The organism is Burkholderia sp. E168m22 (genome assembly GCF_001319805.1).
Lineage (GTDB): Bacteria > Pseudomonadota > Gammaproteobacteria > Burkholderiales > Burkholderiaceae > Burkholderia > Burkholderia orbicola.
Genome location: NZ_BBSK01000114.1, coordinates 92,989 through 118,635, shown reverse-complemented (window position 1 = coordinate 118,635; position 25,647 = coordinate 92,989). Strand labels below are relative to the sequence as shown.

22 protein-coding genes and 2 pseudogenes are annotated in these 25,647 nt (G+C 68.0%); 6 read left to right on the top strand and 18 right to left on the bottom strand.

The genetic code is table 11. From position 1 onward, the window contains the following. Positions 1-244: 244 nt before the first annotated feature. Both AP428_RS27495 and AP428_RS27490 read left to right on the top strand, forming a co-directional pair. Positions 245-724 carry a helix-turn-helix domain-containing protein gene (locus AP428_RS27495; protein ID WP_011548821.1) on the top strand — a complete coding sequence of 160 codons (480 nt, stop codon included), beginning with the start codon at positions 245-247 and terminating at the stop codon, positions 722-724. Continuing rightward, positions 721-1,410, top strand: coding sequence for a nucleotidyl transferase AbiEii/AbiGii toxin family protein (locus AP428_RS27490; RefSeq protein ID WP_011548820.1), 690 nt, complete (start codon positions 721-723; stop codon positions 1,408-1,410). The genes AP428_RS27495 and AP428_RS27490 overlap by 4 nt, the downstream gene beginning before the upstream one ends. Before the next feature lie 115 nt (positions 1,411-1,525). Here AP428_RS27490 and AP428_RS37555 read toward each other — a convergent pair. After that, positions 1,526-1,609, bottom strand: a pseudogene (locus tag AP428_RS37555) (ankyrin repeat domain-containing protein); the annotation flags it as partial. A gap of 143 nt (positions 1,610-1,752) precedes the next feature. On the opposite strand from AP428_RS37555, the gene AP428_RS27485 reads away from it, so the two are divergent. After that, entirely contained in the window at positions 1,753-2,616 is an 864-nt protein-coding gene (locus tag AP428_RS27485; RefSeq protein WP_011548819.1) for a LysR family transcriptional regulator, read from the top strand. A 72-nt stretch (positions 2,617-2,688) separates the two neighbouring features. Here AP428_RS27485 and AP428_RS27480 read toward each other — a convergent pair whose 3' ends face one another. From AP428_RS27480 to AP428_RS27470, 3 genes are all read right to left on the bottom strand, one after another. Then, on the bottom strand, positions 2,689-3,162 hold the full coding sequence (locus tag AP428_RS27480) for a nuclear transport factor 2 family protein (RefSeq protein WP_006480256.1): 474 nt from the start codon (positions 3,160-3,162) through the stop codon (positions 2,689-2,691). A 55-nt stretch (positions 3,163-3,217) separates the two neighbouring features. Further along, positions 3,218-4,402 (bottom strand): amidohydrolase family protein, encoded by a 1,185-nt coding sequence (locus AP428_RS27475; protein WP_011548818.1) that lies wholly within the window; start codon positions 4,400-4,402, stop codon positions 3,218-3,220. Between the two features lie 67 nt (positions 4,403-4,469). Next, a complete protein-coding gene (locus tag AP428_RS27470) occupies positions 4,470-5,669 on the bottom strand; it encodes an amidohydrolase family protein (protein WP_011548817.1) in 1,200 nt (399 codons plus the stop codon). Between the two features lie 462 nt (positions 5,670-6,131). On the opposite strand from AP428_RS27470, the gene AP428_RS27465 reads away from it, so the two are divergent. Both AP428_RS27465 and AP428_RS27460 read left to right on the top strand, forming a co-directional pair. Further along, positions 6,132-6,779 (top strand): glycine zipper 2TM domain-containing protein, encoded by a 648-nt coding sequence (locus tag AP428_RS27465; RefSeq protein ID WP_011548816.1) that lies wholly within the window; start codon positions 6,132-6,134, stop codon positions 6,777-6,779. Positions 6,780-7,059: 280 nt separating this feature from the next. After that, a complete protein-coding gene (locus AP428_RS27460; RefSeq protein WP_050768812.1) occupies positions 7,060-7,584 on the top strand; it encodes a GNAT family N-acetyltransferase in 525 nt (174 codons plus the stop codon). Between the two features lie 65 nt (positions 7,585-7,649). On the opposite strand, the pseudogene AP428_RS36915 reads toward AP428_RS27460, so the two are convergent. From AP428_RS36915 to AP428_RS27450, 3 genes and pseudogenes are all read right to left on the bottom strand, one after another. Next, positions 7,650-7,835: pseudogene (locus tag AP428_RS36915) on the bottom strand (hypothetical protein); the annotation flags it as partial. Between the two features lie 453 nt (positions 7,836-8,288). Further along, a complete protein-coding gene (locus AP428_RS27455) occupies positions 8,289-9,473 on the bottom strand; it encodes a M20 aminoacylase family protein (RefSeq protein ID WP_011548813.1) in 1,185 nt (394 codons plus the stop codon). 41 nt (positions 9,474-9,514) lie between these two features. Continuing rightward, positions 9,515-10,747 carry a diaminopropionate ammonia-lyase gene (locus AP428_RS27450; RefSeq protein WP_011548812.1) on the bottom strand — a complete coding sequence of 411 codons (1,233 nt, stop codon included), beginning with the start codon at positions 10,745-10,747 and terminating at the stop codon, positions 9,515-9,517. A 189-nt stretch (positions 10,748-10,936) separates the two neighbouring features. Here AP428_RS27450 and AP428_RS27445 point away from each other — a divergent pair, with 189 nt between their 5' ends. Further along, positions 10,937-11,413, top strand: a complete 477-nt coding sequence (locus tag AP428_RS27445; RefSeq protein WP_011548811.1) for an Lrp/AsnC family transcriptional regulator — start codon at positions 10,937-10,939, stop codon at positions 11,411-11,413. A gap of 63 nt (positions 11,414-11,476) precedes the next feature. Here the strand turns inward: AP428_RS27445 and AP428_RS27440 are convergent, their stop codons facing one another. The 11 genes from AP428_RS27440 to AP428_RS27390 all read right to left on the bottom strand — a co-directional run bounded on the left by AP428_RS27440 (position 11,477) and on the right by AP428_RS27390 (position 25,643). Then, the gene (locus AP428_RS27440; protein WP_011548810.1) at positions 11,477-13,201 is read right to left on the bottom strand and encodes a tannase/feruloyl esterase family alpha/beta hydrolase; all 1,725 of its coding nucleotides are present in this window, start codon (positions 13,199-13,201) and stop codon (positions 11,477-11,479) included. Between the two features lie 33 nt (positions 13,202-13,234). After that, positions 13,235-14,383, bottom strand: coding sequence for a porin (locus tag AP428_RS27435; protein ID WP_011548809.1), 1,149 nt, complete (start codon positions 14,381-14,383; stop codon positions 13,235-13,237). 65 nt (positions 14,384-14,448) lie between these two features. After that, complete coding sequence (mhpT, locus tag AP428_RS27430) at positions 14,449-15,654, bottom strand: 3-(3-hydroxy-phenyl)propionate transporter MhpT (RefSeq protein WP_011548808.1); 1,206 nt, start codon at positions 15,652-15,654, stop codon at positions 14,449-14,451. A 215-nt stretch (positions 15,655-15,869) separates the two neighbouring features. Next, on the bottom strand, positions 15,870-17,771 hold the full coding sequence (locus tag AP428_RS27425) for a feruloyl-CoA synthase (protein WP_011548807.1): 1,902 nt from the start codon (positions 17,769-17,771) through the stop codon (positions 15,870-15,872). Next, a complete protein-coding gene (locus AP428_RS27420) occupies positions 17,768-19,216 on the bottom strand; it encodes an aldehyde dehydrogenase (protein WP_011548806.1) in 1,449 nt (482 codons plus the stop codon). The genes AP428_RS27425 and AP428_RS27420 overlap by 4 nt, the downstream gene beginning before the upstream one ends. Positions 19,217-19,287: 71 nt before the next feature. Continuing rightward, positions 19,288-20,118, bottom strand: coding sequence for a p-hydroxycinnamoyl CoA hydratase/lyase (locus tag AP428_RS27415; protein ID WP_011548805.1), 831 nt, complete (start codon positions 20,116-20,118; stop codon positions 19,288-19,290). 235 nt (positions 20,119-20,353) lie between these two features. Then, positions 20,354-20,857, bottom strand: coding sequence for a MarR family winged helix-turn-helix transcriptional regulator (locus tag AP428_RS27410; RefSeq protein ID WP_011548804.1), 504 nt, complete (start codon positions 20,855-20,857; stop codon positions 20,354-20,356). A gap of 182 nt (positions 20,858-21,039) precedes the next feature. Further along, the gene (locus AP428_RS27405; protein ID WP_011548803.1) at positions 21,040-21,942 is read right to left on the bottom strand and encodes an SMP-30/gluconolactonase/LRE family protein; all 903 of its coding nucleotides are present in this window, start codon (positions 21,940-21,942) and stop codon (positions 21,040-21,042) included. A gap of 56 nt (positions 21,943-21,998) precedes the next feature. After that, positions 21,999-23,024 (bottom strand): L-arabinose ABC transporter permease AraH, encoded by a 1,026-nt coding sequence (araH, locus tag AP428_RS27400; RefSeq protein WP_011548802.1) that lies wholly within the window; start codon positions 23,022-23,024, stop codon positions 21,999-22,001. Positions 23,025-23,060: 36 nt separating this feature from the next. Continuing rightward, on the bottom strand, positions 23,061-24,608 hold the full coding sequence (gene araG / locus AP428_RS27395; RefSeq protein WP_011548801.1) for an L-arabinose ABC transporter ATP-binding protein AraG: 1,548 nt from the start codon (positions 24,606-24,608) through the stop codon (positions 23,061-23,063). A 21-nt stretch (positions 24,609-24,629) separates the two neighbouring features. Next, positions 24,630-25,643: an arabinose ABC transporter substrate-binding protein gene (locus AP428_RS27390; RefSeq protein ID WP_006480238.1), complete on the bottom strand. Its 1,014-nt coding sequence runs from the start codon at positions 25,641-25,643 to the stop codon at positions 24,630-24,632. Positions 25,644-25,647 lie beyond the last annotated feature (4 nt).

Sequence of the window (25,647 nt, the reverse complement as noted above, 5' to 3'; positions counted from 1 at the left end):
TTTCCAGGAATTTTCGGGTGTTTACCCCGCGCGATCCATACCTGACACAGAATGCGCTTTCCGAATGTTAACGAGAGGAAGTGATCTACACCGGTCACCACGGCGATGAGTTTCCCGCAGTTCCATCGAACCTACCGGCAATGCGACCTATACTGCGATGGAATTTTTCAACACCAATATCGCGCTTCAAGATGTAAGATATAGCTTACATTGAAGAGCACCCAACCTTCGTCGGGAGGTCGCCATGCAACTCTATGAAATCGGACAGGCCGTCGCAAAACGGCGGGCCGAACTCGACCTCACGCAGGCGCAACTTGCCAAGCTCGCCGGGTTGTCTCGCCTTACCGTCAACCAGCTCGAATCCGGCAAGGTCAAGGATCTCGGTATCAACAAGCTCATCCCGTTGCTCAGTGTGCTCGGCATTGAACTTCTGGCACTGCCGCGACAGGCTCAAAACGGTCTTTACAAAGCCGTCGTGAGCGCGAACGTCAGCTACAAGGGTGAACTGACCGAACGACTGCTGGCCGATGCGTTGACCACGGGACGAATTCCGGAGGGGTACGAATCACAGTTCTCCGTCATCCTCGACGAAGTGCCGCTGCCTGTCGTGGTGAAGGCGGCCGAGGAAGCCGCCGAGCGCTCGGGCACCCCGCTTCGGACTATCTGGAAAAATCTTGCCGCTTGGTCGAAGGACCTTCATCTGTATCGGGAAGTATGGGCATGACCGTACCATCCACTTTGCCCGACGGCCCGTGGCAGGGTCTTTTTCGCCACGCACTGACACTGATCGAAGAGATACGGAAGCACGGCACGTCGAGTCCGTTCTGGACATTTGGCGGAGGCACCGTCCTCATGCTGCGCCACGGCCATCGCGTCAGCAAGGACGTCGACATCTTCGTACCCGATCCGCAGTATCTCGGGTACGTGAACCCTCGCATCAGCGATGCCGCGTCCGACATCACGCCGAATTATGAGGAACACGCCGGGTTCGTGAAGCTGATGCTGCCCGACGGCGAAATCGACTTCGTGGTCTCCCGGAATCTGACGTCTCCCGGCTACGACGAATGGATGCTGATGGATCGCGTCGTCAAGGTCGAGACTTCCGCGGAAATCGTCGCCAAGAAAATGTGGCACCGCGGCGATCGTCCGACCGCCCGGGACCTGTTCGATCTGTGCCTGGTCATCGAGCGGGAGCCGGAAAGCCTGATGGACGCCGGTGCGTTCCTCGTTCGGCATCGCGACACGTTTCTGCGTCTGCTCAACGAGCATCGTGCCTTCGTTCAACCGCGCTTCGACGACATCCGGACACTCGGCTACACGCCGTCGTTCGACTATTGTGTTGAACTCGCCGACGCATTCCTGCGAAAACTCCCCGGCGGCACGCCGGAACCCAAATCGCGCCGCCGCTAAACCTACTGCGCCCCGCCACCAGCCCGCTCGTTCGCCCCATACCCGCCGTCGCGCGGGCGGCAGCGGCGTCACGCCGTTCGATCCGCACGTCCCGTTCGCCGCGTCGTCGAGCACGACCGCGTTCGGCCGCCGGAATCCACGCGGTGCAGCGATAGCGGATCGGGCTGCGCAGATCGGCGCTGTGCGCGAGCGTCATCCATTGGATGTCGTCTGGCGCCTCAAAATCCCGCCAAACACCACTCCCAAGTCCGGCGAAACCGCGATTGCCCGCGATGTCCGGCCATGTTAAAAGTCATCGCACGCATTTGAAAATGAAATGCCCGAATCCACAGAAGTGCAGAAATGAATAGACCCCTGTTCGACATCGACCTGCTGCGCGCGCTCGTGATGGTCGCCGATTGCGGCAGTTTCACGACCGCTTCCGCGCGCCTGCATTCGACACAGTCGACGGTCAGCCAGAAGGTGCGCCGGCTCGAGGAAATCGCCGGCCACCGCCTGCTCGATCGCGGCGCGCGCGACGTGCGGCCGACCGACGCGGGCGTGACGGTGCTCAGCTATGCGCGACGCATGCTCGCGCTGAACGACGAGATGCTGGAGGCGCTGTCGGGTGCGACGGTCGCGCTGACGATCCGGCTCGGCGTACCCGACGATTTCGCCGCGGGCCGCACGACGCATGCGCTCGCGGCGTTCAAGCGCGAGCATCCGCAGGTGAAGCTCGAAGTGACGTGCGGGCTGAGCCGCGACATCAGCGCCGCGTACGATCGCGGCGAACTCGACCTCGTGCTGATCAAGCAGCGGCGCGACAGCCGCGAGGCGGTCGTGCGCTGGCCGGAGAAGCTGCGCTGGATCGACAGCGCGAAGCATCCGTCGATCAATCTCGACCCGGTGCCGATCGTCGTGTTCCCGCCGCGCGGGCTCTATCGCGACGACATGATCAAGGCAATCGAGGAGCGCGGCCGCCGCTGGCGGATCAGCTTCACGACGTCGAGCCTGAGCGGCATCCAGGCGGCCGTCGCGGACGGGCTCGGCATCAGCGTGCTGCCCGCGCGCGTGGTGACCGACGAGCACGTGGTGCTGACCGCGAAGCAGGGCTTCGCGCCGATCGAGCACATGGACATCGCGATCCTGCACCGGCCGACGGCCGACCCGATGGTCAGCGCGTTGACGAAGGCGCTTGCGGCGATGCTGGAACTCGAAGAGCGGTAGGCGAAGCGGATTGCAAACGGAAGCGGCGCACAGGGGCGCCGCGCACTACACGCATCAGAACAATCAGAACAATCAGAACATCGTATTGCCGTTCGCCGCCTGCTCGGGCACCGGCTGGTTGACGTCCCAGTGTTCGACGATCTTGCCGTGTTCGAGCCGGAAGATGTCCATGATCGCGCTGCCGCGCGTGCCCGGTTCGCGCACCGCGTGCACGTGCAGGATCACGTAGTCGCCATCGACGAACGAGCGCTTGATCTCGCTGTGCGACTGCGGATATTTATCGCGCAGGAACGCGACGAACTTGCGGAAGCCGTCGCGACCATCGGCCGCGTTCGGGTTGTGCTGCACGTAGCGATCGCCGACATACGCGAGCGCGGCGTCCGCATCCTTCTCGTTCAGCCCTTTCTCGTAGAACGCGAGCACCGTGCGCCGGTTGGCTTCCTGCTGCGCGTCGGCCGGGCCGGCCGCCACCGCATGCGCGGCCGTCACGGCGAACAGGGCCGCCGCCATCCATCGTGCGGCCCGTGCCGCGGTCGTGCGTCGCATCGTCGTCTCCCGGAAATCCGGCTGAAAACCGGATCATACCGGGGCGACGCGGCGCTCAGACCAGCGCGCCGTTGCGCGCGACGATTTTTCCGGACGACACGACGAGCCGCCGCACCGGCCGAGCGACGACGGCCTCGGCGAACGTCAGCGCATCGACGAGCACGACGTCCGCGCGGCTACCCGGCTGCAGTCCGTAATCCGCGAAACCGCAGCCGCGCGCCGCGCCGTGCGTCACGCAATCGAGCGCGACTTCGAGCGCATCGTCGCGGCGGAAATCATTGCGCATGCCGATCAGCATCGCGCGTTCGAGCATGTCCGGCGAGCCATACGGCGTCCACGTGTCGCGCACGCCGTCGTTGCCGCCGATCACGGTCACGCCCGCCGCACGGCATGCGGCCACCGGCGGCACCGGCACCGCGGCCGGCGCGGTCGTGACGATCGCGACGCCAAGTTCGGCCATCCGCGCGAGCAGCGCGTCGCGCTCGCGTTCGGCGAGATCGCCAAGACAGAAACCATGGCTGATCGTGACCTTGCCGTGCATCCCGTGCGCCGCCGTGCGCTGCAGGATCAGGTCGAGCGAGTACGCGCCCATCGACCCGCGCTCGTGCAGATGGATATCGAGCCCGCGGCCGTGGCGTTCGGCGATCGCGAACAGCACGTCCACCGCCTCGACCGGATCGCCTTCGATCGCGCACGGATCGAGCCCGCCGAGCAGGTCGGCACCAGCGCGGAGCGCGTCGGACAGCAGCACATCGGTGCCCGGCCGCTTGAGCACGCCCGATTGCGGAAACGCGACGATCTGGATCTCGACCTGCCCGCGCAGCGTCTCGCGCGTCGCGAGCACGCCGTGCAAATGGCGCAGCCCGGCTTCGGTATCGACGTCGACGTGCGTACGGATGCGCGTCGTGCCGGCCGCGAGGAACGCGCGCGCCAGCGCGAGCGACGCGGCACCCGCGTCGTGGCCGCTCGTCGCGCGATAGTGGCGTTCGTTCTCGATGCGGTCGACGAGGCGCGGGCCGACCTGGTTGCGATACCACGGCATCCCCCAGTGGGTCTTGTCGAGGTGGGTGTGGCCCTCGACGAGGCCAGGCAACGCCAACGAGAGCGCACCGTCCTCGATCGCGCAGCCGGCGGGCGCATCGAGCGCCGGGCCGACCCGCGCGATGCGATCGCCTTCGATCAGGATATCGAGCGCCGCGTCGGCGCTCGTGCGGACATTGCGGATCAGCAGGTTCGTCATGTCGGTTCCAGTCGGGTCGGTCAGTGCAACGCAGGCACGGCGCGGGCCGTGCCGCCGGTCGAGTGGGTCAGCGCGTGAAGCGCAGCGACGGCGCGAACGGTGCGTCCGTATCGCTTTCGCCGCGGCGGAATACCCAGCGTTCGGCCGGCACGCCGGCGACGGCCGCCGCCGCGTTCGGCGCACGCACCGCGACGAAGCTCGCGTCGCAGCCGACCGCGATTCCATAGTTCTCCTTGCCGATCGCGCGCGCGCCGGCGTGCGTCGCCATGTCGAGTGCGATGCCGAGCTCTTCGTCCGTGTAGAAGCCCGACCGGTAGCCGACCATCATCGCACGCTGCAGCATGTCGCCGTTGCCGTACGGCCACCACGCGTCGCGAATGTTGTCGTTGCCCGCGAACACATGCACGCCCGCGTCGCGCAGCCGTTGCACCGGCGGAAACGCGCAGTCGCCCGGCGCATTCGTCAGGATCGACACGCCGGCTTCGGCCAGTGCCGCAGCGGTGCGCTGCACGTCGTCGTCGCTCACCTGGCCGAGCGCGTATGCATGGCTCACGTTCACGCGCCCGGCGAGCCCGGCCGAGCGCGTGCGCGCCGCGATCCGCAGCAGTTGCGCGATGCCCGTGTCGCCCGGTTCGTGCAGGTGAATGTCGATTTTCGCGCCGCGCTTCTCGGCGATGCCGAACACGATGTCGAGCTGACCATCCGCGTCGCCGTCGAGCGTCGTCGGGTCGATCCCGCCGACCACGTCGGCGCCTTCGCGCACGGCCGCGTCGAGGATCTCGGCGGTGCCCGGGCAGGTGATCACGCCGGCCTGCGGAAACGCGACCAGTTCGATGTCGACGATCCCGCGCCATTGTTCGCGCGCGGCCATCACGGCGTGCAGGTTCGACAGGCCCGTCGTCGCATCGACGTCGACGTGGCTGCGCATCGCGATCGTGCCGAACGCGGCGGCCTGCGCGATCAGCGCATTCGCCCGCTCGACGGTAGGCGGCGCGGCCGCGAGCTGGCGCTTCTCGACCGCGAGCCGCTCGCGCAGCGAGCCGACCGGTTCGTGCGGCACCCAGCGATCGCCGACGAAGCTCTTGTCGAGATGGATGTGGCCGTCGACGAAACCGGGCAGCACGACGCGGCCGTCGAGGTCGATCGTCTGCGCGCCGGGCGCGGCTGTGCAATCGGCGCCGATCGCGGCGAAGCGGCCGTCGCGGACGACGAGGTTGACGAGCTGGCCGCCGGCGTCGCGGGCGTTGATGAAGAGTCGTTCGGTCATGGCTTCGAATGTGGGGCGGTCGCGGCGCGACACCGGCGCGGATCGAGGAAGGACCGCGGCCGGCGCGGCGCGACCGTTGGCAGGGAATCCGGCCACGATATCGAACGCTGCCGCCCGAGGCCAATTAAATGTCGCGATGCCGCGCATTCGATTTCGCGATGCGCGGCGCGGAAGCCTGCCGGGCCGGGCGCGACGGGGGCGCGATCGTCGAGGAAATGGCCGAAATGTCTTCGGCAATGCACGGGTCGCGTCGTCGGCACGCGTGCGCCGGGAAGCCGCGCCATGTCCTTGCCGCGCACGGCTTCGACGCCCCGCCCCACCGGGGATTTACGCGGCAACAGACTTTACACGTTGTTACCCGGCCGCACCGGACGCGCATCCGGCCATTCCTTATACTCACGCCGAGTTCGCCACCCATCACGGGAATCCATCGGCGGACACGTTGCCGATGCAGGAATCATCATGATGCGCATGCCTTCCACGAAGACCGTTCTGTTCGCCTCGCTCGTCGCCGTGGCGGCGCTTCCGCTCACTGCCTGCGTCGCGCCGGGCTACTACGGCGCACAGCCGGGCTATTCGCAACAGCAGCAATACGCGACGCCCGGCTATGGGCAGCCCGCGTACTCGCAACCGGGCTACGTGCAGCAGCAACCGGCGTATCCGAACCAGGCGCCGCAGCCGTACGATCAATACGGCAACCCGTCGCAATACGGCTCGCAGCCGTATGATCAGTACGGCAATCAGCAGCAATACGCGACCCCGTACGGCACGCAGTACGGCACCGTGTCGAACATCCAGCCGGTCAACGGCTCGGTCGCCCCGTCAGGCATCGCCGGCACCGTCGTCGGCGCGCTGGTTGGCGGCCTGGTGGGCAACCAGTTCGGCCGCGGTCACGGCCGCGATGCGGCGACCGTGATCGGCGCGCTCGGCGGGGCGGTGGCGGGCAACCAGATCGGCCAGCAGATGGGCGCCGCGCAAGGCCCGAGCAGCTACCGGATCGACGTGCAGGTGAGCGACGGCTCGATGCGCTCGTTCGACGTGCAGTCGCCGGGCAACCTGCGTCCGGGCGACCGGGTGCAGATCAACGGCAATCAACTGTCGCGCTATTGATGCCGCTGGCGTGCGCGTGAATTGATCGCGCGCACGTCGCCGGTTTGACGTCGGGCGCCGGTGCGGCGCGACGGCGCACGCGCTTTACACCCCTTACGCGCGCCCTCCTTGATCGCGGCACGACGCGCCGCCATCCCTGTCTTCTCCGTTCACGATCGTGCCCGCTACCCCTGCGACGCACCGACCATCGCTCCGCGACATCCGGATTCCTATTACGATAAGGGCGATGCATCCCGCGACCGCAGCAGCGGCGCGCCGGCATGCACGGCCCACAACCGGAATGCTGCCGATGACGATAAAGATCACGATCCGCCTGCTTGACGCCGCCGATGCGGCGCAGTTCCAGACCGTCCGCCTGCGCGCGGTCGACACCGCGCCCACGTCCTTCCTGCCGACGCTCGACGAGGAATCGCAGGTGCCGGTCGACGAATTCGCGAAGCGCCTCACGCCGACGCAGGCACAGGCCGTGTTCGGCGCGTTCGACGGCGACACGCTCGTCGGCATCACCGGTGTACGCCGCGACGCGCGCACGAAGATCGCACACAAGGCGACGATCTGGGGCGTGTACGTCGATGCCGCGTATCGCGGGCAACGCATCGCGCAGGCGCTGCTCGACAGCGCGACCGGGCATGCGGCGAACGCGTGGGGATGCAAGCAACTGATGCTGTGCGTGAACGACGTCAACCGTACCGCGGAGCGGCTCTATGCATCGCAGGGGTTCGTGCGGTTCGGCACGGAACCGCGCTCCCTGTTCGTCGATGGCCGCTTCTACGACGAGCACTACATGGTGAAGACGCTGGCGTAGCGTATTCGCGTTCGCGTGCAGGTACCGGCCGGCCGCACGCGAACGTCGTGGCGCATTACCTCATCTCATCGCTTATCGGCGATCGTCGTGTTGACAACCTGCCCGGCGATCGTCGCTTGCGTCGGCGTCATCGCGCTCACGCTGAACGCGTAGATCAGCCCTGGCGTCGTGACCGTCACGTTCTGCACGATCGGCGCTCGCGTGCGCACCGCATCGTTCGCCAGTTGGTAGTCGCAGTCGAATGTGACGATGAAGGCGTGGCGCGTTACCCGCTGCGAGGCGGGTGATCGGAGAGAGAAAGATGAACGACGACGATGGGCGCCATGGGCATGCCATGTGGGTAAGGGTATCGACGCGCCGGGCTATGGGATCACATTTATACGTCGTCGTACCATGCCGCACAGTCTGCGCACGCCTGGCACGGAACACGCGTCCGTTGCTTATCCAGCTTTCACGCACATAATCAGCTATATGTGAGCACACACTCACATATTATCGCCCCCGCTCTGAGAGATATGTTGTCGTATGTTTATGCGCAAAAACTTCAATTAAATCGCCTCGGCCGCCCCTATCCGCCACGGCGATTTCCCTGCTCGCCAGCCTCCGTCGGCTCGCCTCGGTCATTCCGCCTTTGGTCAGCCCCGCAGCCCAGGAATTGCCTCTGCCTTCCCGCCACGGAATCGACCTCATCCGCCCCTGCTCCGCTACACCGCCTTCAACGCGCGCCGCGCCACCTCCGCGAAATACCGCGCGCCCACCGGCAAAATCTCGTCGTTGAAATCGTACGTCGCGTTGTGCAGCGGCACGCCGCCCTGCCCGGCCGCTTCGCCGTTGCCGATGAACACGAAATTGCCCGGCACCGCCTGCAGGAACGCGCCGAAATCCTCAGAAACCATCATCGGCTGCACGTTGGCGTTCACCGCGTCGGCGCCCACGATATGCGCGGCGGCCTGCACGGCCGTGTCGACCCATTCCGGCGAATTCACCGTCGGCGCGAACTCGTGCGTGTAGTCGAACGTGCAGGTCGCGCCATGCGTACGGCAGATCCCTTCGCTGATCTCGCGCATCCGCGTTTCCAGCAGCGCCTGCACGTCGCGCGAATAGCTGCGCGTGTCGCCCTTGATCGTCACCGTCGACGGCAGCACGTTGCGCAGCCCGTCGGTGACGAATTCCGTGCAGGAGATCACCGCCTGCTGGCCCGGATCGAGATTGCGCGACACGATCGTCTGCAGCGCGAGCACGATCTGCGAACCAATCACGATCGGATCGATGCCCATGTGCGGACGCGCCGCATGCGTGCCGCGCCCGTCGATCCGGATCACGAAGTTGTCCTCGCTCGCCATGATGCCGCCCGCACGCGTCGCGAACGTGCCCGCGCGCATGCCCGGCATGTTGTGCGCGCCGAAGATCGCATCGACCGGAAAGCGCTCGAACAGCCCGTCGGCCATCATCGCCTTCGCGCCGCGGCCGTGCTCTTCCGCCGGCTGGAAAATGAAGCGCACCGTGCCGTCGAAATCCTTGCGCTCGGCCAGCAGTTGCGCGGCGCCGAGCACCATCGACATGTGGCCGTCGTGCCCGCACGCATGCATCTTGCCCGGCGTGCGCGACACGTGTTCGCGGCCCGGCGCGTGCTCGGCGATGTTCAGCGCGTCCATGTCCGCGCGAATGCCGATCGCGCGCTGACCGGTGCCCGCCGTCAGGTTCGCGACGAGCCCCGTGCCGCCGATGCCGCGATGCACGTCGAGCCCGAGCGTCGTGAGAATCCGCGCGACGTAGTCCGACGTATTCACTTCTTCGAAACCCGTCTCCGGATACTGGTGCAGATGGCGGCGCCAGGTTTTCAGCTGCCCCTGCAGCGTGCTTTCTGCCGTTGCGTCGATTGCGTCCATTGCGTTTGCCTCGTCGGTCGTCATGTCGGTCGTCACGTCGTTCAAGCCGCCACCGCCACGCGGCTCAGCCAGTCGCGCTGCCGCGCGAGCACCGCGGCGGCCGTCTCGCCGACGCAATCCCGGTACACGGACGGCGCGGTCGCCCCTTCCGTGTTGATCGCCAGCACGCGCGCATTCGCGTCGAGTCCGACCTGCCGCGCAAGCGCCGGGTCGCGCATCAGCACGTCGAGCCCCGCCACGCCGGCCGCGCCCGATTCGCCGGCGACGAGCGGCACGTCGCGTTCGCTGCCGGCCGCGAGGCCGCGCATCGTCTGCACCGCGTCTTCATCGTCGATCAGCATGAAGTGGTCGATGCACATCTCGAGGAAATCCCACGCGAGCGGCGACGCCTCGCCGCACGCGAGCCCGGCCATCACCGAATCGACGCTGCCGCTCGCCTTCGTCGCGCGCCCGGCCAACGCGCTCTGGTACAGGCAATCGGCTTGGCGCGGCTCGACGACGACGAAGCGTGGCCGCTGCACGCCGTCGCGCTCCCACAGGTAACTCGCGACGCCCGCGGCGAGGCCGCCCACGCCGCCCTGCAGGAACACGTGCGTGAACGGCCGCCCGTCGTCCTCCGCCGCCTGCGCGACCGCTTCGGCGGCGATCACGCCGTAGCCCTGCATCACGTCGCGCGGAATCGCTTCGTAGCCGTCGTACGACGTATCCGACACGACGTACCAGCCGTTCGCCTGCGCGAGCTGCGCCGCGCAGACGACCGATTCGTCGTAGTTCCCCGCGATGCGCACGATTCGCGCGCCGTACGCCGAGATCGCGCGTTCGCGCTCGGCGTCGACGTTCGCGTGCAGCACGATCACGCAGCCGCAGCCGATCGCGCGCGCGGCGGCGGCCAGCGCGCGGCCGTGATTGCCGTCGGTCGCGCTGATCACCGTCAGGTCGGCCAGCTCGGACGCGTAGCGGCCAGTGACGAGCCCCTGCGGATCGAGTGCCTGCGAGCGCCGCAACCGCTTCACGAGCCGCACCAGCGCGATCGGCGCGCCGAGCGCCTTGAAGCTGCCGAGCGGCGAGCGGCACGACTCGTCCTTCACGCTGACGCTCGCGACGCCGAGCCGCGCGGCCAGATCGGGCAGCGCCCGCAGCGGCGTGCGCGCGTTCCCGACGAGCGGCCAGTGCGCGAGCCACGCACCGCTCTCGTCGGCCGACGCGATGTTCATCACGCGGCGCAGCGCGTTCGGGTAGGCGGTGCGCGACGCGCGCGGGTTGGCGATCAGCATGGCGAAAGGCTCCGGATCGGGACCGCGCAGGCGGGCGGTCAGGTGAGACAGATGGGTCGGGGCAGGCAGGCGCGCATTGCGCTTGTCGCCCGTTGGAAAAATAATATTGCGCATGCCGGTGAATGAAATCGCCAAATCGACCGCTCCGACGCAAAAATTTCTCATTCTTTCGAGGTTTCACGCACCATCATGACGACCCCTCTCGATGCGTTCGATCGCAAGCTGTTGATGGAACTCCAGCGCGACGCGCAGACGCCGCAGGCCGAGCTCGGCGCGCGCGTCAACCTGTCGACCGCCGCGGTGAACCGGCGGCTGCGGCGCCTCGCGGAAGATGGCGTGATCGAGCGCTACACGGCCGTCGTCGCGCCGGACAAGGTCGATCATCCGCTGACGATCGTCGTGAACGTCGAGGTCGAAAGCGAGCAGATCGACCAGCTCGATGCGATGAAGCGCACGTTCGAGCGCTGCCCGCAAATCCAGCAGTGCTACTACGTGACGGGGGAATGGGATTTCGTGCTGATCCTCGCGGTGCGCAACATGGATCAGTACAACGCGCTCACGCGCGAGCTGTTCTTCGCGAACAACAACGTGAAGCGGTTCAAGACGCTGGTCAGCATGAGCCGCGTGAAGGTCGGGCTCGACGTGCCGGTCGATGCCGGCGAGTGAATGCGGCGATGAAACAGCCGGCGCACGACAACGTGCGCCGGCCGTTTCCCATCGACGGTTACCTCAACGACAACTGAAGCTCGCCGCCGAGTTCAGGTCGCCCGAACCGTTGTAGCGCGCGACCTGCGGATACGGGCACAACGGACGCGTGCGGCCCGCGCCCCAAGACGTCGGCACGTCCGCATTCGGCACCGCGTTCGTCGTATCGCGCGCGGTCGCCACGACCGCCGCGGGCGCCTGCCCCTGTTCGACCCACGCGACGAGCGGCGTCAGCATGTCGAACTGATCGGCGGTCGGGCCGCCCGAGCAGTGGTTCATCCCCGGCACCGGATAGAAGCGAGCAAAGCTCGACGCATCGCCGCCGTTCGCCTGCGCGACCTGCGCGTACCAGTCGCGCGTGTCGTTGAACGAGAACACCGGGTCGCCCGTGCCGTGATAGACGAGCAGCTTCGCGCCGCGCGACTTCAGCGCGGCGAGGTTCGTCTCGTCGGGCGGCGTCATGAACGACCACGACGATTGCGTGTAAGTGCCGTTCGTCGCGAAAATCGCCGGCGCATCGTTGTCCATGTCGAAACCGAGCGCGAAACCGGGCAGGTTCGCGAGCGCCGCGGCGGTTTTCGGCGGCGTCATGAACGTGAACGCCATCGCGGCCGGATCGAGCGTGATGGAATTCGACTGCTTCCACCCGGCCCAGCCTGGGCCCGAGATGCCCGGATCGTACGGAAAGCTCGCGTACAGCGCCGTGCCCGCGCTGTTGCGCGCACCGGTGAACACGTTCTCCAGCGCGGTTTTCTGCGCAGGCGTCAGGCACGATCCGGTGCGCGTGCCGTTCGCGCAGGTCGGGATGTCCGTGTCGACGCTGAAATGCGCCTGGCACGCGGCGACGTCCTGCACCATCCCGTCGGCCGCGCCATCGAGCGCATCGCATTTTTCGAGAATCTTCGCGCCGACGAACTGGCGTTCCGCATCGTTGAAACCGCTGCGGATGTCCGGCAACCCGTTCGTTCCGGTGGCCGACGCGATCTTCGCGAACTGCTGGGCGCCATACATCTCCCCGATCGCCGCCTTCGGCAGATGGAAGCCCGGATCGCCCGCGATGATGCCGTCGTAGTCGGCCGGGTTGCGCACCGCCGTGACCATCGCGTGACGGCCGCCGTTCGAGCAGCCGCCGAAATAGCTGCGATCGGGCGCCTTGCCGTACGCGAGCCGGATCACCTGCTTCGCCATCGGCGTCAGCGCGTCGACGGCGCCGTAGCCGTAATCGATCCGCGCCTGCGGATCGAGACCGAACAGCGGATTCTGCGCGGCGCTGTGCCCGGAATCCGAGCTGATCACCGCGAAGCCCTGATTCAGCGCGTTGGTCAGCGGCCCGCCGCCGCCGATCTCGCCGGTCGCGGTCACGACGTTGCCGTCGAGCCCGCCGTTGGCCTGGTAGAAGAAGCGGCCGTTCCACGCTTTCGGCAAACGCATCTCGAAGCCGATCGCATAGGTGTTGCCGTCCACCCCGCTCACGCGCTGGTTCATCTTGCCTGCGATCACGCAGTGCTCGGCGACCGGCTTGCCGGCCACCGTCAGCGTGCCGGCCGCGGCGGTCGTCACCGACGTGAACGACGTGTTCGCATACGCGAGCTTCGCGGCGAGCGCGTCGCAGGTCTGCGCCATCGTGGCCGGCGTCGCGGCGCTCAGGTGCGTGGGCGGAGCGCTGATCGAATCGTCGCCGCCGCAACCGGCGAGCAGGGCAGCGGCGGACAACGGCGCAATACAGAGGAATGCAGATTTCCTGTTCAAGATAACTCCCGTTGGGTTCGTCACGCCGGTGAATCAGAACATGTGCCGCATGCCGACCATCGCGCCGAGCTGCCCCATCCCCGCGCCGGGTGTCGTGCCGGGCCCGCCGCCGCTGACCGAATAGCGTGCATGCTCGCTGTTCCACAGATACGACGATTGCGCGTAGACGGCCGTGCGCTTGGTCAGCAGATAGGTCGCGCGCAGCGTGGCCATCGTCGCGCGCGTGTCGTGCGCGCTGTTGACGATCCGGTAGCCTTCGCCGTCGACGATGAAATCGGGCTTCACCGCATACGACGCGCCGACGAAGAACAGGTCGGAATGCGCGCCCGCCGCGGCCGGCGAGCCGGTCGACACGCGCCGCCCGATCCAGCCCGCGCCGATCTTCGCGCCGGCCGCCTGCGCATACGCGCTCACGTGCGTGCGCGCATCCTTGCCGCCGCTGCTGGTAAAGGGAACGGGCGCCACGCCGTCGAAGAAGTTGGCGGCCGCGCCGGTGCCGCCGCGCTGTTCCTCGTACGACGCCGCCGCACCGAAGTACGCGCTGTCGTACTTGAGCATCACCGACCAGTTGCGGCACTGCACCGCGTCGCCCGGCACCTGCCCCGCGCACGTGCCCTGCCCCGGCGAATTGCCGGTGCCCGCGCCGTCGCGGCCGAACGAATAGGCGGCGCCGAGCGTCACGCCGCGATACGTGCCGAGGTAGGTCACCGCGTTGTCGGCACGGCCGTTCGGCACGTACGCGTCAAACGAGCCGAGCCCGTAGATGTCGGGGCCGATGATGTCCGCGCCCTGCAGCGCGAGGTACGTCATCGTGTACTGGCGGCCGAACGCGAGCGTGCCGAAGCCGCTCTTCAGCCCGACGAACGCCTGCCGCCCGAACAGCCGGCCGCCCTGCCCGAGATCGCCGCCGCGCACGTTGAAGCCGCTTTCGAGCGTAAACACCGCCTGATAGCCGCCGCCGAGATCCTCGGTGCCGCGCAGCCCCCAGCGCGACGGCAGCTCGCCCGTCACGCCCGGCATCCGCACCACGTGATCGCCGGCCGCGTTCGCGTGCGACACGAATTCGACGCCCGTATCGATGATCCCGTACAGCGTCACGCTCGACTGCGCGTGCGCGCCCGGCGCGGCGAGTGCGCAGCACGCGCCGGCGGCCAGCAGGCCGTTCCTTGTCTTCGTCTTCATTTCGTTGCGTCTCCAGACCATGTTGAATCGCGCGCTCTGACGGCGCGCATTGAAAAATCGAACCCTCAGTCGCCCGCTTGCGGGCGGCGAATCAGCACGAACGCAGCGAAAGCCGCGACGAGCGTGACCGGGATGCTCGCGCCGATCACGACCGGCGCGCTGCGGCCCGCGGCCAGCAGCGTCGCGGCCGCGAGCGGCCCGACGACGGAGCCGAGCCGGCCGACCGCCACCGCCGCGCCGACGCCGGTGCCGCGCATCGCGGTCGGGTAGTAGATCGCCGCGAGCGCATACAGCACCGACTGCCCGCCGACGACGAACATCCCCGCCGCGAACGCGGCGGCCGCGAGCGACCCGAAACCCGGCGCGGCCGCGAGCGCGGCCAGCGACAGCACGATCCCGACGTACATCCCGCCGACCACGCGCGACGCGCGCATCCGGTCGAGCGCCGCGCCGATGCCGAGCGCGCCGAGCCCCGCGCCGACGTTGAACGCGATCTGCACGAGGCCGACGTGCGCGCGGTCGAGCCCGCGCGAGGCCATCAGCGACGGCAGCCAGTTCAGCAGGAAGTAGAGGACGATCAGCGTGCAGAAGTAGCTGACCCACAGCGCGACCGTCGACGTCGTGCGGCCGTCGCCGAATAGCGTGCGGGCGACGCTCGCGCGCGCGGCCTGCGTGCCGGCGACGTCGAGATACGCGCGCGATTCCGGCAGGAACCACACCAGCAGCGGCACGAGCAGCAGCGGCCCCACGCCGCCGACGTAGAAGATGTGCCGCCATTCGGTGTCGCCGGCGAGCAGCACGCCGATCACCGATGCGATCACGCCACCGAACGGGATTCCGCAGTACATCGTCGCGACCGCGCTGCTGCGCGAGCGCGGCTCGACCGCTTCGGACGACAGCGCGATCAGGTTCGGCATCGCGCCGCCGAGGCCGATGCCGGTCAGCACGCGCACGACGACGAGCATCGCGAACGTCGATACCTGCGCGGTCGCGATCGACAGCAGCCCGAACAGCACGACCGATGCGATCAGCACGCGCTTGCGGCCGATCCGGTCGGCGAGCCGCCCGCCGAGCATCGCGCCCGGCAGCAGCCCGAAGGTACCCGCGCTGAACGCGATGCCCATCTGCGACACGGTCAACCCGAATTCGCGCGCCATCCGCGGCGCGGCGACGCCGACCGACTGCAGGTCGAGCCCTTCGAGGAGTGCGATCGCGAAACACAGCGCGAGCGTGGTCGCGACCGTGGATTTTTCGGCAACGTAAGTGTTCATGTCTCCAGTCCCATGTCTTTGTAGTCGGTCGGCCGTGTAACGACCGCCGCGCGCCACCGCCGGCCAGTGGCGGTTCGGCGCGCGAGGTGTCGTATGAACGGCCGCCTTTATCAGGCAACCTGATTCACTGGCCGAAAGAGCGCCTGCCGGTGTCGTGGCCGGCCGGTCGTTGTGCCTGCTGGTTGCTTACTGCTGTAACTGCTCGCGCGTGCTGCCTACGCGTAAATCACGTCGGGATCGCGCCGCGCCGGGTCGTACAGCGCGTCGATCGTCGCCGCGCGATGCTTCTGCACGGCCGCCTGGTTCAGCGAACCCTTGTCGGTCACCTCGCCGAGATCGAGCGACGGCGGCGTGTCGATCAGCTTGATCCGCGCGACGAACGTCGACCCGCCGCTCGCATTCCGGTTCAACGCAGCCAGCCACGCCGCGAACGCCGCGCGCACGGCCGGCGCGCGCAGCACGTCGGTCACCGAGGCATCCGCGGCGAGCCCTGCCAGCGCCCGGCACGCGTCGACGCGCGGAAACACCAGCAAGCCGATGTCGTCGCGATTGATCCCGGTGACGACCACGTCCTGCACGTACGGCGCACCCGTCGACACCGCATGCGCGCGCAACGGCCCGACGCTCACGAACGTGCCGCTGCTCAGCTTGAAATCCTCGGTCAATCGCCCGTCGAACAGCAGCCCGAGTTCCGGCCGCTCCGGATCGGCAAAGACGCCCGCGTCGCCGCTGCGGTAATAGCCTTCTTCGTCGAACACGTCGCGCGGATCGACGTCCGCGTGCCAGTAGCCGCGCATTACGTTCGGCCCCTTGAAGCGCAGTTCGTGCTTGCCGCCGCACGGCACGAGCTTCGCGTCGCAGCCGGGCGCGGGCAGCCCGATATAGCCGGCGCGCATCAGCGGGCCGGTCGTGAACAGGCACGACGGCGACGCCTCCGTCATCCCGAGGCCGGCCATGATCCGGATACGCTCGCCGCAATGCGCTTCGGTCACGCGGTCGAGCCGGTCCCACGCGGCCTGCGACAGCCCCGCGCCGCCGAAGAAATACAGCTTCACGCGCGAGAAGAACGTGTCGCGCAATTCGGCATCGCGTTCGAGCGCGGCGGTCAGTTCCTCCCAGCCCTTCGGCACGTTGAAGTAGATCGTCGGGGCGATCTCGCGCAAATTGCGCACGGTTTCGTCGAAGCGGCCGGGCATCGGGCGGCCGTCGTCGATATACAGCGTGCCGCCGTTGTACAGCGCGATGCCGAGGTTGTGGCTGCCGCCGAACGTGTGATTCCATGGCAGCCAGTCCACCAGCACCGGCGGCTCGCGCGTGAGTTCCGGCATCGTCTGGCGCAGCATCTGCTGGTTGCTGCACAGCATCCGGTGCGTGGTCGGCACGGCCTTCGGTTGCTTCGTCGAACCGGACGTGAACAGGATCTTCGCGAGATGGTCGGGGCCGATCGCCTCGTGGATCGCGTCGATCGTGCGCGGTGCGGTGGCGAGCAGGCGCGACAGCGGCACCGCGCGATCCTCTGCATCAACATCGGCATCGCGCGCGACGATCAGCGCCGCATCGGCCGGCAACGTCGCGTCGAGCGCCCGCGCGAACGGCGCGCGTTCCGCGACGAACACCGCGCCCGGCCGCAGCACGCCGAGCGTATGACGCAGCTTTCCGTAGTCGGTCGACACCAGCGAATACGCGGGCGAGATCGGCGAGTACGGCACGCCGGCCAGCATCGCCGCGAACATCAACTGCAGGTGCTCGAGATCGTTGCCGGACAGCACCGCGAGCGGACGCTCGGCCGACAGCCCGAGATCGACGAGGCCCTGGCCGAGCGCGCGGGCACGTTCGAGCATCTGCGCATAAGTGATCTCGATCCAGTTCCCGTCGGCGCCGCGCCGCGCGGCCAGCACGCGGTCGGGGTGCGCTTGCGCGCCCCGCACGAGGCAGTCGGTGACGCGCGTCGGGTAATCGCCGAGCGGCTCGCGCGAACGCAGGTACCAGGTACCGTCGTCGGCGCGGCGAATCTCGGCCGCGCCAACGGCGACGGCGGCCGCGCGATAGCGCACGGCGTCGGCGTGTTGACCGACCTGAAGCGGCGCCTTCTCTGCATTCATCGTCGGCTCGCTCATATCGGATAGTGGCGCGGCGTGGTCTGCACGGTGATCCAGCGCAGCTCGGTGAATTCGGCGATCGACGCACGGCTGCCGAAGCGGCCGTAGCCGCTCGCCTTCGTGCCGCCGAACGGCATCTGCGCTTCGTCGTGCACGGTCGGCCCGTTGACGTGGCAGATTCCCGATTCGATCCGTCGCGCGACCGCCATCGCACGTGCGATATCGCGGCTGAACACGCTCGCCGACAGCCCGAATTCGCTGTCGTTCGCCAGCGCGACCGCCTCGTCGTCGCTGTCCGCGCGCAGGATCGCGACGACCGGTGCGAACGATTCCTCGCGATAGAGCCGCATGCCGGGCATGACGCCGTCGACGATCGCGGGCTGCATCGTCGCACCCTCCACACGGCAGCCGAGCGGCAATTGCGCGCCCTGCGCACGCGCATCCTCGACCAGCGACGCCGCGCGCGCGGCGGCCGACGCATCGACCATCGTGCCGAGCGAATGGCCGACCAGCGGATCGCCGGCGATCAACGTGCGCGCCTTCGCGGCGAGCCGTTCGACGAGCGCATCGGCGATCGGCCGCGCGACGATCACGCGCTCGGTCGACATGCAGATCTGCCCCTGGTTGAAAAATGCGCCGAACGCGATCGCGTCGACGGCCGCGTCGAGATCGGCATCGTCGAGCACCAGCACCGGCGCCTTGCCGCCGAGTTCGAGCAGCACGGGTTTCAGGTGCGCGGCGGCGTGGCGCGCGATGATGCGGCCGACGTGCGTCGACCCGGTGAAGTTGATCCGCTTCACGTGCGGATGCGCGATCATCCGCTCGACGAGTTCGGGCGCGTCGGCCGCCGCGTGCGTGATCACGTTGACCACGCCGGCGCCGAGCCCCGCTTCGTCCAGCACCTCGCCGATCAGCGCGTGCACGCCCGGGCACGCCTCGGACGCCTTCAGCACGACCGTGTTGCCGCATGCGAGCGGCATCGCCAGCGCACGCGTGCCGAGGATCACCGGCGCGTTCCACGGCGCGATGCCGAGCACCACGCCGCACGGCACGCGCATCGCGAGCGCGAGATTGCCCGGTACGTCGGACGGGATCACGTCGCCGTCGATCTGCGTCGTCATCGACGCGGCCTCGCGCAGCATGTTCGCCGCGAGCGTCACGTTGAAGCCGAGCCAGCCGGGCGTCGCGCCGGTTTCGGCCACGCCGGTCGCGATGAACGCGTCGATGCGCGCATCCATCAGGTCGGCCGCCTTCAGCAGCCGGCGGCGGCGCTCGGTCGGCGCAAGCGCCGCCCATGCGGGGAACGCGCGGTGCGCGGCGTCGATCGCCGCGTCGGCGTCGGCCACGCCGGCCGCCGGCGCGCGTGATGCGAGCGCGCCGGTCGCGGGGTTGAAGCGGTCGAAGGTGCGCCCGTCGCGGGCGTTGCACCACTCGCCGCCGATCAGCATCCGTCTGTCTGTCATGTCGTCTCCTGCCTTGCCTGTCTCTTGCGATTACGCCGGCGATGATGCCGGCGGCTGCGTCGGCGCTTGTCTCAGCGCTTGTATGCCTGCAGGCCCGGCTTGATCGTCTTGTCGTCGAGGAATTGCTTCAGCCCCTGCTCGCGGCCGCGCTCCGGATCGCGCAGTTGCGCCTGGTCGAGCTTCGCATACAGGTAATCCTCGCACTGTTCCCACGTGAGTTCGCGCGAACGCTTGAAGCCGTGCTTCGCCGCGCGCAGCACGACCGGGTTCTTGTCCATCAGCCGCGCGGCGAGCGCGATCGTCGCGTCGCGCAGTTCGGCGAGCGGCACGCTGCTGTTCACGAGGCCCATTTCCGCCGCCTCCGCGCCGGTGAACGTGTCGCCGGTCATGATGTAGTGCAGCGCGCGACGATGCCCGACCGTGTCCGCCATCGCCTTGCTGACGAGGTTGCCCGGCGGGATGCCCCAGTTGATCTCCGACAGCCCGAACACCGCGTCGTCCGCCGCGATCGCGAGGTCGCACGCGACGAGCGGCGAGAACCCGCCGCCGAAGCACCAGCCGTTCACCATCGCGATGGTCGGCTTGTTGTACATCCGCAGGCGGCGCCACTGCCATTCCGATGCGTCGCGGCGCACTTTTTCCTGCAGCGCGTCGGAGCCGCCGTCGATCTCGCGAAAATATTCCTTCAGATCCATGCCGGCCGTCCACGCGGCGCCCGCGCCGGTCAGCACCAGCACCTTTGCCTCGTCGTCGAACTCGACCGCGTCGAGGACTTCCAGCATCTCCCGGTTCAGCGTCGGGCTCATGGCGTTGCGCTTCTCGGGGCGATTCAGCGTGACCCACGCGATGCCGGCCTCCACTTTCACTTCAACGGTCTGCCAGCGGTTGTCGTACTTGCTCATGTCTGTTCCTGTCGTTCGTTTCCAGTGCGATTCGGTGCGCAGCCTGCATGCTGCGGACGACTTCATTTAATATCAGGCTACCTGATATTGCAAGCGGCACGAGCGCCGGTGTAAACCCGGAGCGGAACGCGGAGAAAGCGCGGGGGAAATCAGGGCGCGGTCGGGCGAACGCCCGATGGCGCGGACGCAGCGAGCGCGGGCCTGGCGGGCCTGCGTCGTGAAAACGGGGAAGCGGTCAGCCGCGCAGGTTGCGCGAGAACAGTTCGAGCGCGCGCTGCACGTGCGCGGCGTCGTCGGCCGAGATGTCGCCGAGCATGCGTGCCTCGACCGGCCGCAGCGCGGCTTCGCATTCGCGCAGCATCGCCGCGCCTGCATCGGTCAGCGTCAGCAGGATGATGCGGCCATGCGACGGGTCGGCTTCGCGCGTGACGAAACCGCGGGCGGCCATCACGCTCATCACCTCGTTCGCCGATTGCGGCGTGATCCACGAGCGCTCGGCCAGCTGCGCGTTCGACGATGCGCCGCGCGCCTCGAGCACCGACAGCGCCGTGTATTGCGCGAGCGTGATGCCGAGCGGCGCGAGTGCGTCGGTCATGTGGCGGCGCAGCAGCCGGTCGAGGCCGCCGATCACGTAGGTCAGGCGCTGCTGCACGCGCGCTTTCGGCTTGTCGCCCGGCATGTGGGCGGCGTCCTTCGCGGCGGGTTTCGAACGGGTGGGCTTGGTCGGGGTGGAACTCATGGCGCGTGCTGGATGGAATTGCGGGCCATCTTACCAGCAGGTCGGGGAGAAGAAAGGCGTGTTCGGGCAGACGGGCAGCCGCCGCGCGTTCGCGCATGCGCGGCGGAGCGCCGGCATGAGCGTGAAGCCCGCCGCGTCAGCGCGATCCCATGGACGGGAACCCGGATGCGGCGGCCAGGCGATCAACCACGCGGCGTGCCCGCGAACCGTGCGGTCGGCAGCCCCACGTGCCGCGTTTGCGCGACGAACACGCCGCCCGCGTGCGCGTCGCTCGCCAGCGCATCGTCGCTCAGGTCAACACGCGCACTCGTCACATACAACCGGCCGTCACCATCAAGCGCCACACAGCTCGGCTGCGCGGTCGGCACTTCAACGCGATCCGTCTCGATCCCGTCCGGCCCATAGCGCACCACGCGCCGCCCACCCCACTGCGCATTCCACAACCCGCCGTCGCGATCGACGATCGAGCCGTCCGGGTCGCCGTCTACATCCGTCAGCCGCGCGAACGGCCGCACATTGGCCACATCGCCACCCGCGCGGTAATCGCACACGAAAATCTCGCGCACCAGCGAATCGCAGAAATACATCTTCGAACCATCCGGCGAGAATCCGATGCTGTTCGCGATCGCGGCCGGCGGCAACGCGAGCCGTTCGAGCGTGAGGTCGGAATTGAGCCGATAGAACCCGCCGACCGCACGCGGCGGCTCGGCGCCTTCGTCCTTCATCCCGAACACGAACGCGCCGGCCCCGTCGCAGCGCCCGTCGTTCAGCCGCGTGGGCAGTTCAGGCTCGACGTCGACGATCCGCGTGAACGCGCCGCTGCGCAGATCGAAAAACGCGAGATGGGTCGCGAGCCCGACCAACAGCACGTCCGGATCGTCGGTCAGCGCGAAGCATGCGAGCCGCTCGGGCATCGCCCATTGCACGAGGTCCGAGCCATCCGCCGGGCAGCGCCACAGCCGCGCGCCTTCGATGTCCACCCAGTACAGGGTGTGCGTCCTGTCGCACCACGTCGCGCCTTCGCCGAGCGTGTTGCGGCTGTCGGCCAGCAGCGTCGCCGACGCGGCCGGATGAGTCTGTTGCATGCCGTCTCCCGATATCTGATCTGTCGCGTTCGCGGGCGGCCGCGCCATCACCGAAGTCAGATCTTCATCGCGCGCCGCTGGTTGCGACGATACTGGTCGAACAGCACCGCGAGCAACAGAATTCCGCCGCGTATCAGATATTGGTAAAAGGTCGGCACGTTCAGCAGACTCATTGCGTCCTGCACGGAGCCCATGATCAGCACGCCGACCAGCACGCCGGAGATCGTCGCGACGCCGCCCGTCAGCGACACGCCGCCGAGCACGCACGCGGAGATCACGCCGAGTTCGAGGCCGACCGACGTCTTCGGATCGCCGAGGCTCATCCGCGACGCGAGCATCACGCCGGCGAAGCCGGTCACGAGCCCCTGCAGCACGAACACCGCGATCTTGATGCGCATCACCGGCAGCCCCGCGAGCAGCGCGGCCTCGCCGTTGCCGCCGACGGCCAGCACGTTCTTGCCGAACACCGTCTTGCGCAGCAGGAAGCCGAACACGACGAAGCCGACGATGTTGCTCCAGATCGGAAACGAGATGCCCAGGAACGACCCGCCGCCGAGATCGAAGAAGCGTTCTTCCGAGATCATCACCGCGTCGCCGTTCGACGTGATGAACGCGAGCCCGCGCACGACTTCCATCATCGCGAGCGTGACGATCAGCGAGTTGATCCGATAGCGCGCGATCAGCACGCCGTTCACGAGCCCGACCGCGCCGCCCGCGAGCACGCCGGCCGCGATCCCGAGCACGACGCTGTGCGTCGCGGTGATCAGCGTCGACGCGACGACACCCGAGAACGCGACGATCGACGCGACCGACAGGTCGACCTCGCCGAGCGCGAGCACGAACATCATCGTCACCGCGATCGAGCCGATCAGCGTGACCGACAGCAGCAGGCCCTGGATGTTGCGCGGCGTGAGGAAGTCCGGCACGGTCAGCGACAGCGTCGCGAACAGCACCAGAAACACCATCACGATGCCGGAGCGGTTGATCAGCTGCCACACGCCGCTGCGTGGTCGCACGGGCGTGGCCGCGGCGGCGGCATCCGGGGACGGGGAAGTACGTTGGGGTTGCATTGCCTGGCTCATATCAGTTCACTTGCTTTCCGGTTGAACAGCACGCCGCTAGCGCGGCAGCGCGAGCTTGATCAGTGCATCGGGCGTCGCGTGCGCCTTCGCAACCTCGCCCGCAATCCGTCCTTCCTTCATCACGACGATGCGGTCCGACACGCCGATCACCTCGGCCAGATCGCTCGACACGAGGATCACGGTGCGGCCCGCTTCCGCGAGTTCGTAGAACAGGTTGTAGATTTCCGCGCGCGCGCCGACGTCGATGCCGCGCGTCGGCTCGTCCATCAGGAACACGTCGATGCGCTCGGCCAGCCAGCGCGCGAGCACGACCTTCTGCTGGTTGCCGCCCGACAGCGCGCCGATCGGCGTGTCGCCGTCGCGGGTCTTGATCGCGAGCCGCTCGATGTATTTCTGCGCAAGCTCGCGTTCGCGTCGCCCGTCGAGCAGCACGCGCGCCGGGCTGAAATGACGGCGCGCGCTGATGTTCAGGTTGTCGGCCACCGACGCGATCGCGACGATGCCTTCCTGCTTGCGGTCTTCCGGGCACAGCGCGATGCCGGCGCGCACCGCGTCGCGCGGGCTGCCGAACGCCACCCGCTTGCCGTTCAGCTCGACGTGCCCGGCGCTCGGTCGCACGGCGCCGTACAGCAGCTTCATCAGCTCGGAGCGGCCCGCGCCGACGAGCCCGAAGAAGCCGACGATCTCGCCGCGCCGCGCGGTGAACGACACGGGCTCGGCCAGCCCCGGCCCCGCCAACCCTTTCGCTTCGATCAGTACGTCGCCGGCCGGGCGCGACCGGTAGCCGTACACGTCCTCGATCGAACGGCCGACCATGCAGCCGATCAGCCGGTCGCGGTCGAGATCGGCGACGGAATCGAACGTGTCGATGCGGCGGCCGTCGCGAAACACCGTCACGCGGTCGCACAGTTCGTAGACTTCCTCCATCCGGTGCGTGACGTAGATGATCGCGCGGCCTTCCGCGCGCAGCGCGCGGATGATCCGGAACAGTTGCGTGGTCTCGCGTGCGGACAGCGAACTCGTCGGTTCGTCGAACGCGATCACGCGCGCATGGCGCATCAGCGCCTTGCCGATCTCGATCATCTGGCGCTGGCCGATCGACAGATATTTCACCGGGATGCCCGGATCGATGTGCTCGCCGAGCCGCTCCAGCGCATCGAGCGCGCGTGCCGCGAGCGTGCGCTCGTCGACCACGCCGAGCCGGCTCGGCAATTGCCCGAGCATCAGGTTTTCCGCGACCGTCAGCTCGGGCACCAGATGCAGTTCCTGGTAGATGATCGCGATGCCGGCCTCGAGCGCCGCGCGCGTCGACGCGAAACGCTGCGCGGTGCCGTTCAGCGTCAGCGTGCCGGCCTGCGGCTGGTTCACACCGGACAGCACCTTCAGCAGCGTCGATTTACCCGCGCCGTTCTCGCCCATCAGCCCGTGCACTTCGCCCGCGCGCACCGACAGCGACACCGCGTCGAGCGCACGCACGCCCGGAAACGTCACGGTGATGCCGTCGAGCGCGAGCAGCGGGCCGTCCGGCGGCGTACCCGCTTCGGCGTCGTGGCCGGACGCGGCCGTCATCGTCTGCATCGTCATTGCGTTCTCGCCTCGCCCCGCTCAGATACCGAGTTCGGCGCGCACGGCCTGCCAGTTCGCGCGCGTCATCAGCTTGCCGCTCGTCTGCGTGTCGGCCGGCGGCGTCTTGCCGTTGCGAATCCAGTCGACGAGGTTCTGCGTGCTGTCCTTGCCGTGGTTCGTCGAGCTGACCGCGATCGTCCCGTAGAAGCCGGTCGGCTCCTTCTTCTGGAATTCGGCGAACGCCTCGCCCGCGCCGTTGATGCCGACGCCGATCACATCGGCCGCCGGGATGTGCAGCTGTTCGGTCGCGCGCACCGCGCCGAGCACGGTTTCCTCGTTCAGCGCGTAGATCACCCATTTCTTCACGTTCGGATGGCGCGCGAGCACCGGTGCCGCCGCGCTGAAGCCGCCTTCGTCGTCGGTCGTCTTCTGCGGCGCGTCGAAGATGTTCTCCTTGCGGAAGCCGTTCGCGAGCAGCGCCTGCGTCGCGCCGTCGGTGCGCAGCTTCGCGGTCGGCAGCTCGTAGTTGGTGATGCGCAGCGCGCCGACTTCCTCCGGCTTCCAGCCGCGCCGCTTCATCTCGTCGGAGATCGCCTGGCCGACCTGGTTGCCGATCTTGGTCGCCGACATCCCGAGGTGCGGCACGTTCGGCAGCGGCTTGCCGCTCGAATCGACGAGCTGGTCGTCGACCGTCACGAACTTCATGTTGTAGCGCTTCGCGCGCGATGCGATCGCCGGCCCGAGACGCACGTCCGGCGCGCAGATCACGAAGCCCTGCGCGCCTTGCGAGCCGAGGTTGTCGATCGCGGCCAGCACCTTCTCGCCGTCCGGCGTGCCGATCTTCACGACCGAGAAGTTCTCCTTCTGGCCGAGCGCGGACGCGGCGTTCTGCTCGTTGATGAACCACGCCTGCTCGGGCATCTTCACGAGGAAGCCGATCTTCAGCGGCGCGTCGGCGTGCGCGGCGCCCGTCATCCCGAGCGGCGCGATGCAAAGCGCGGCCAGCAGCGCGCGCAGGGTGTGTCGACGGATCGTGTGAGTCGTGCGGTTCATGGGT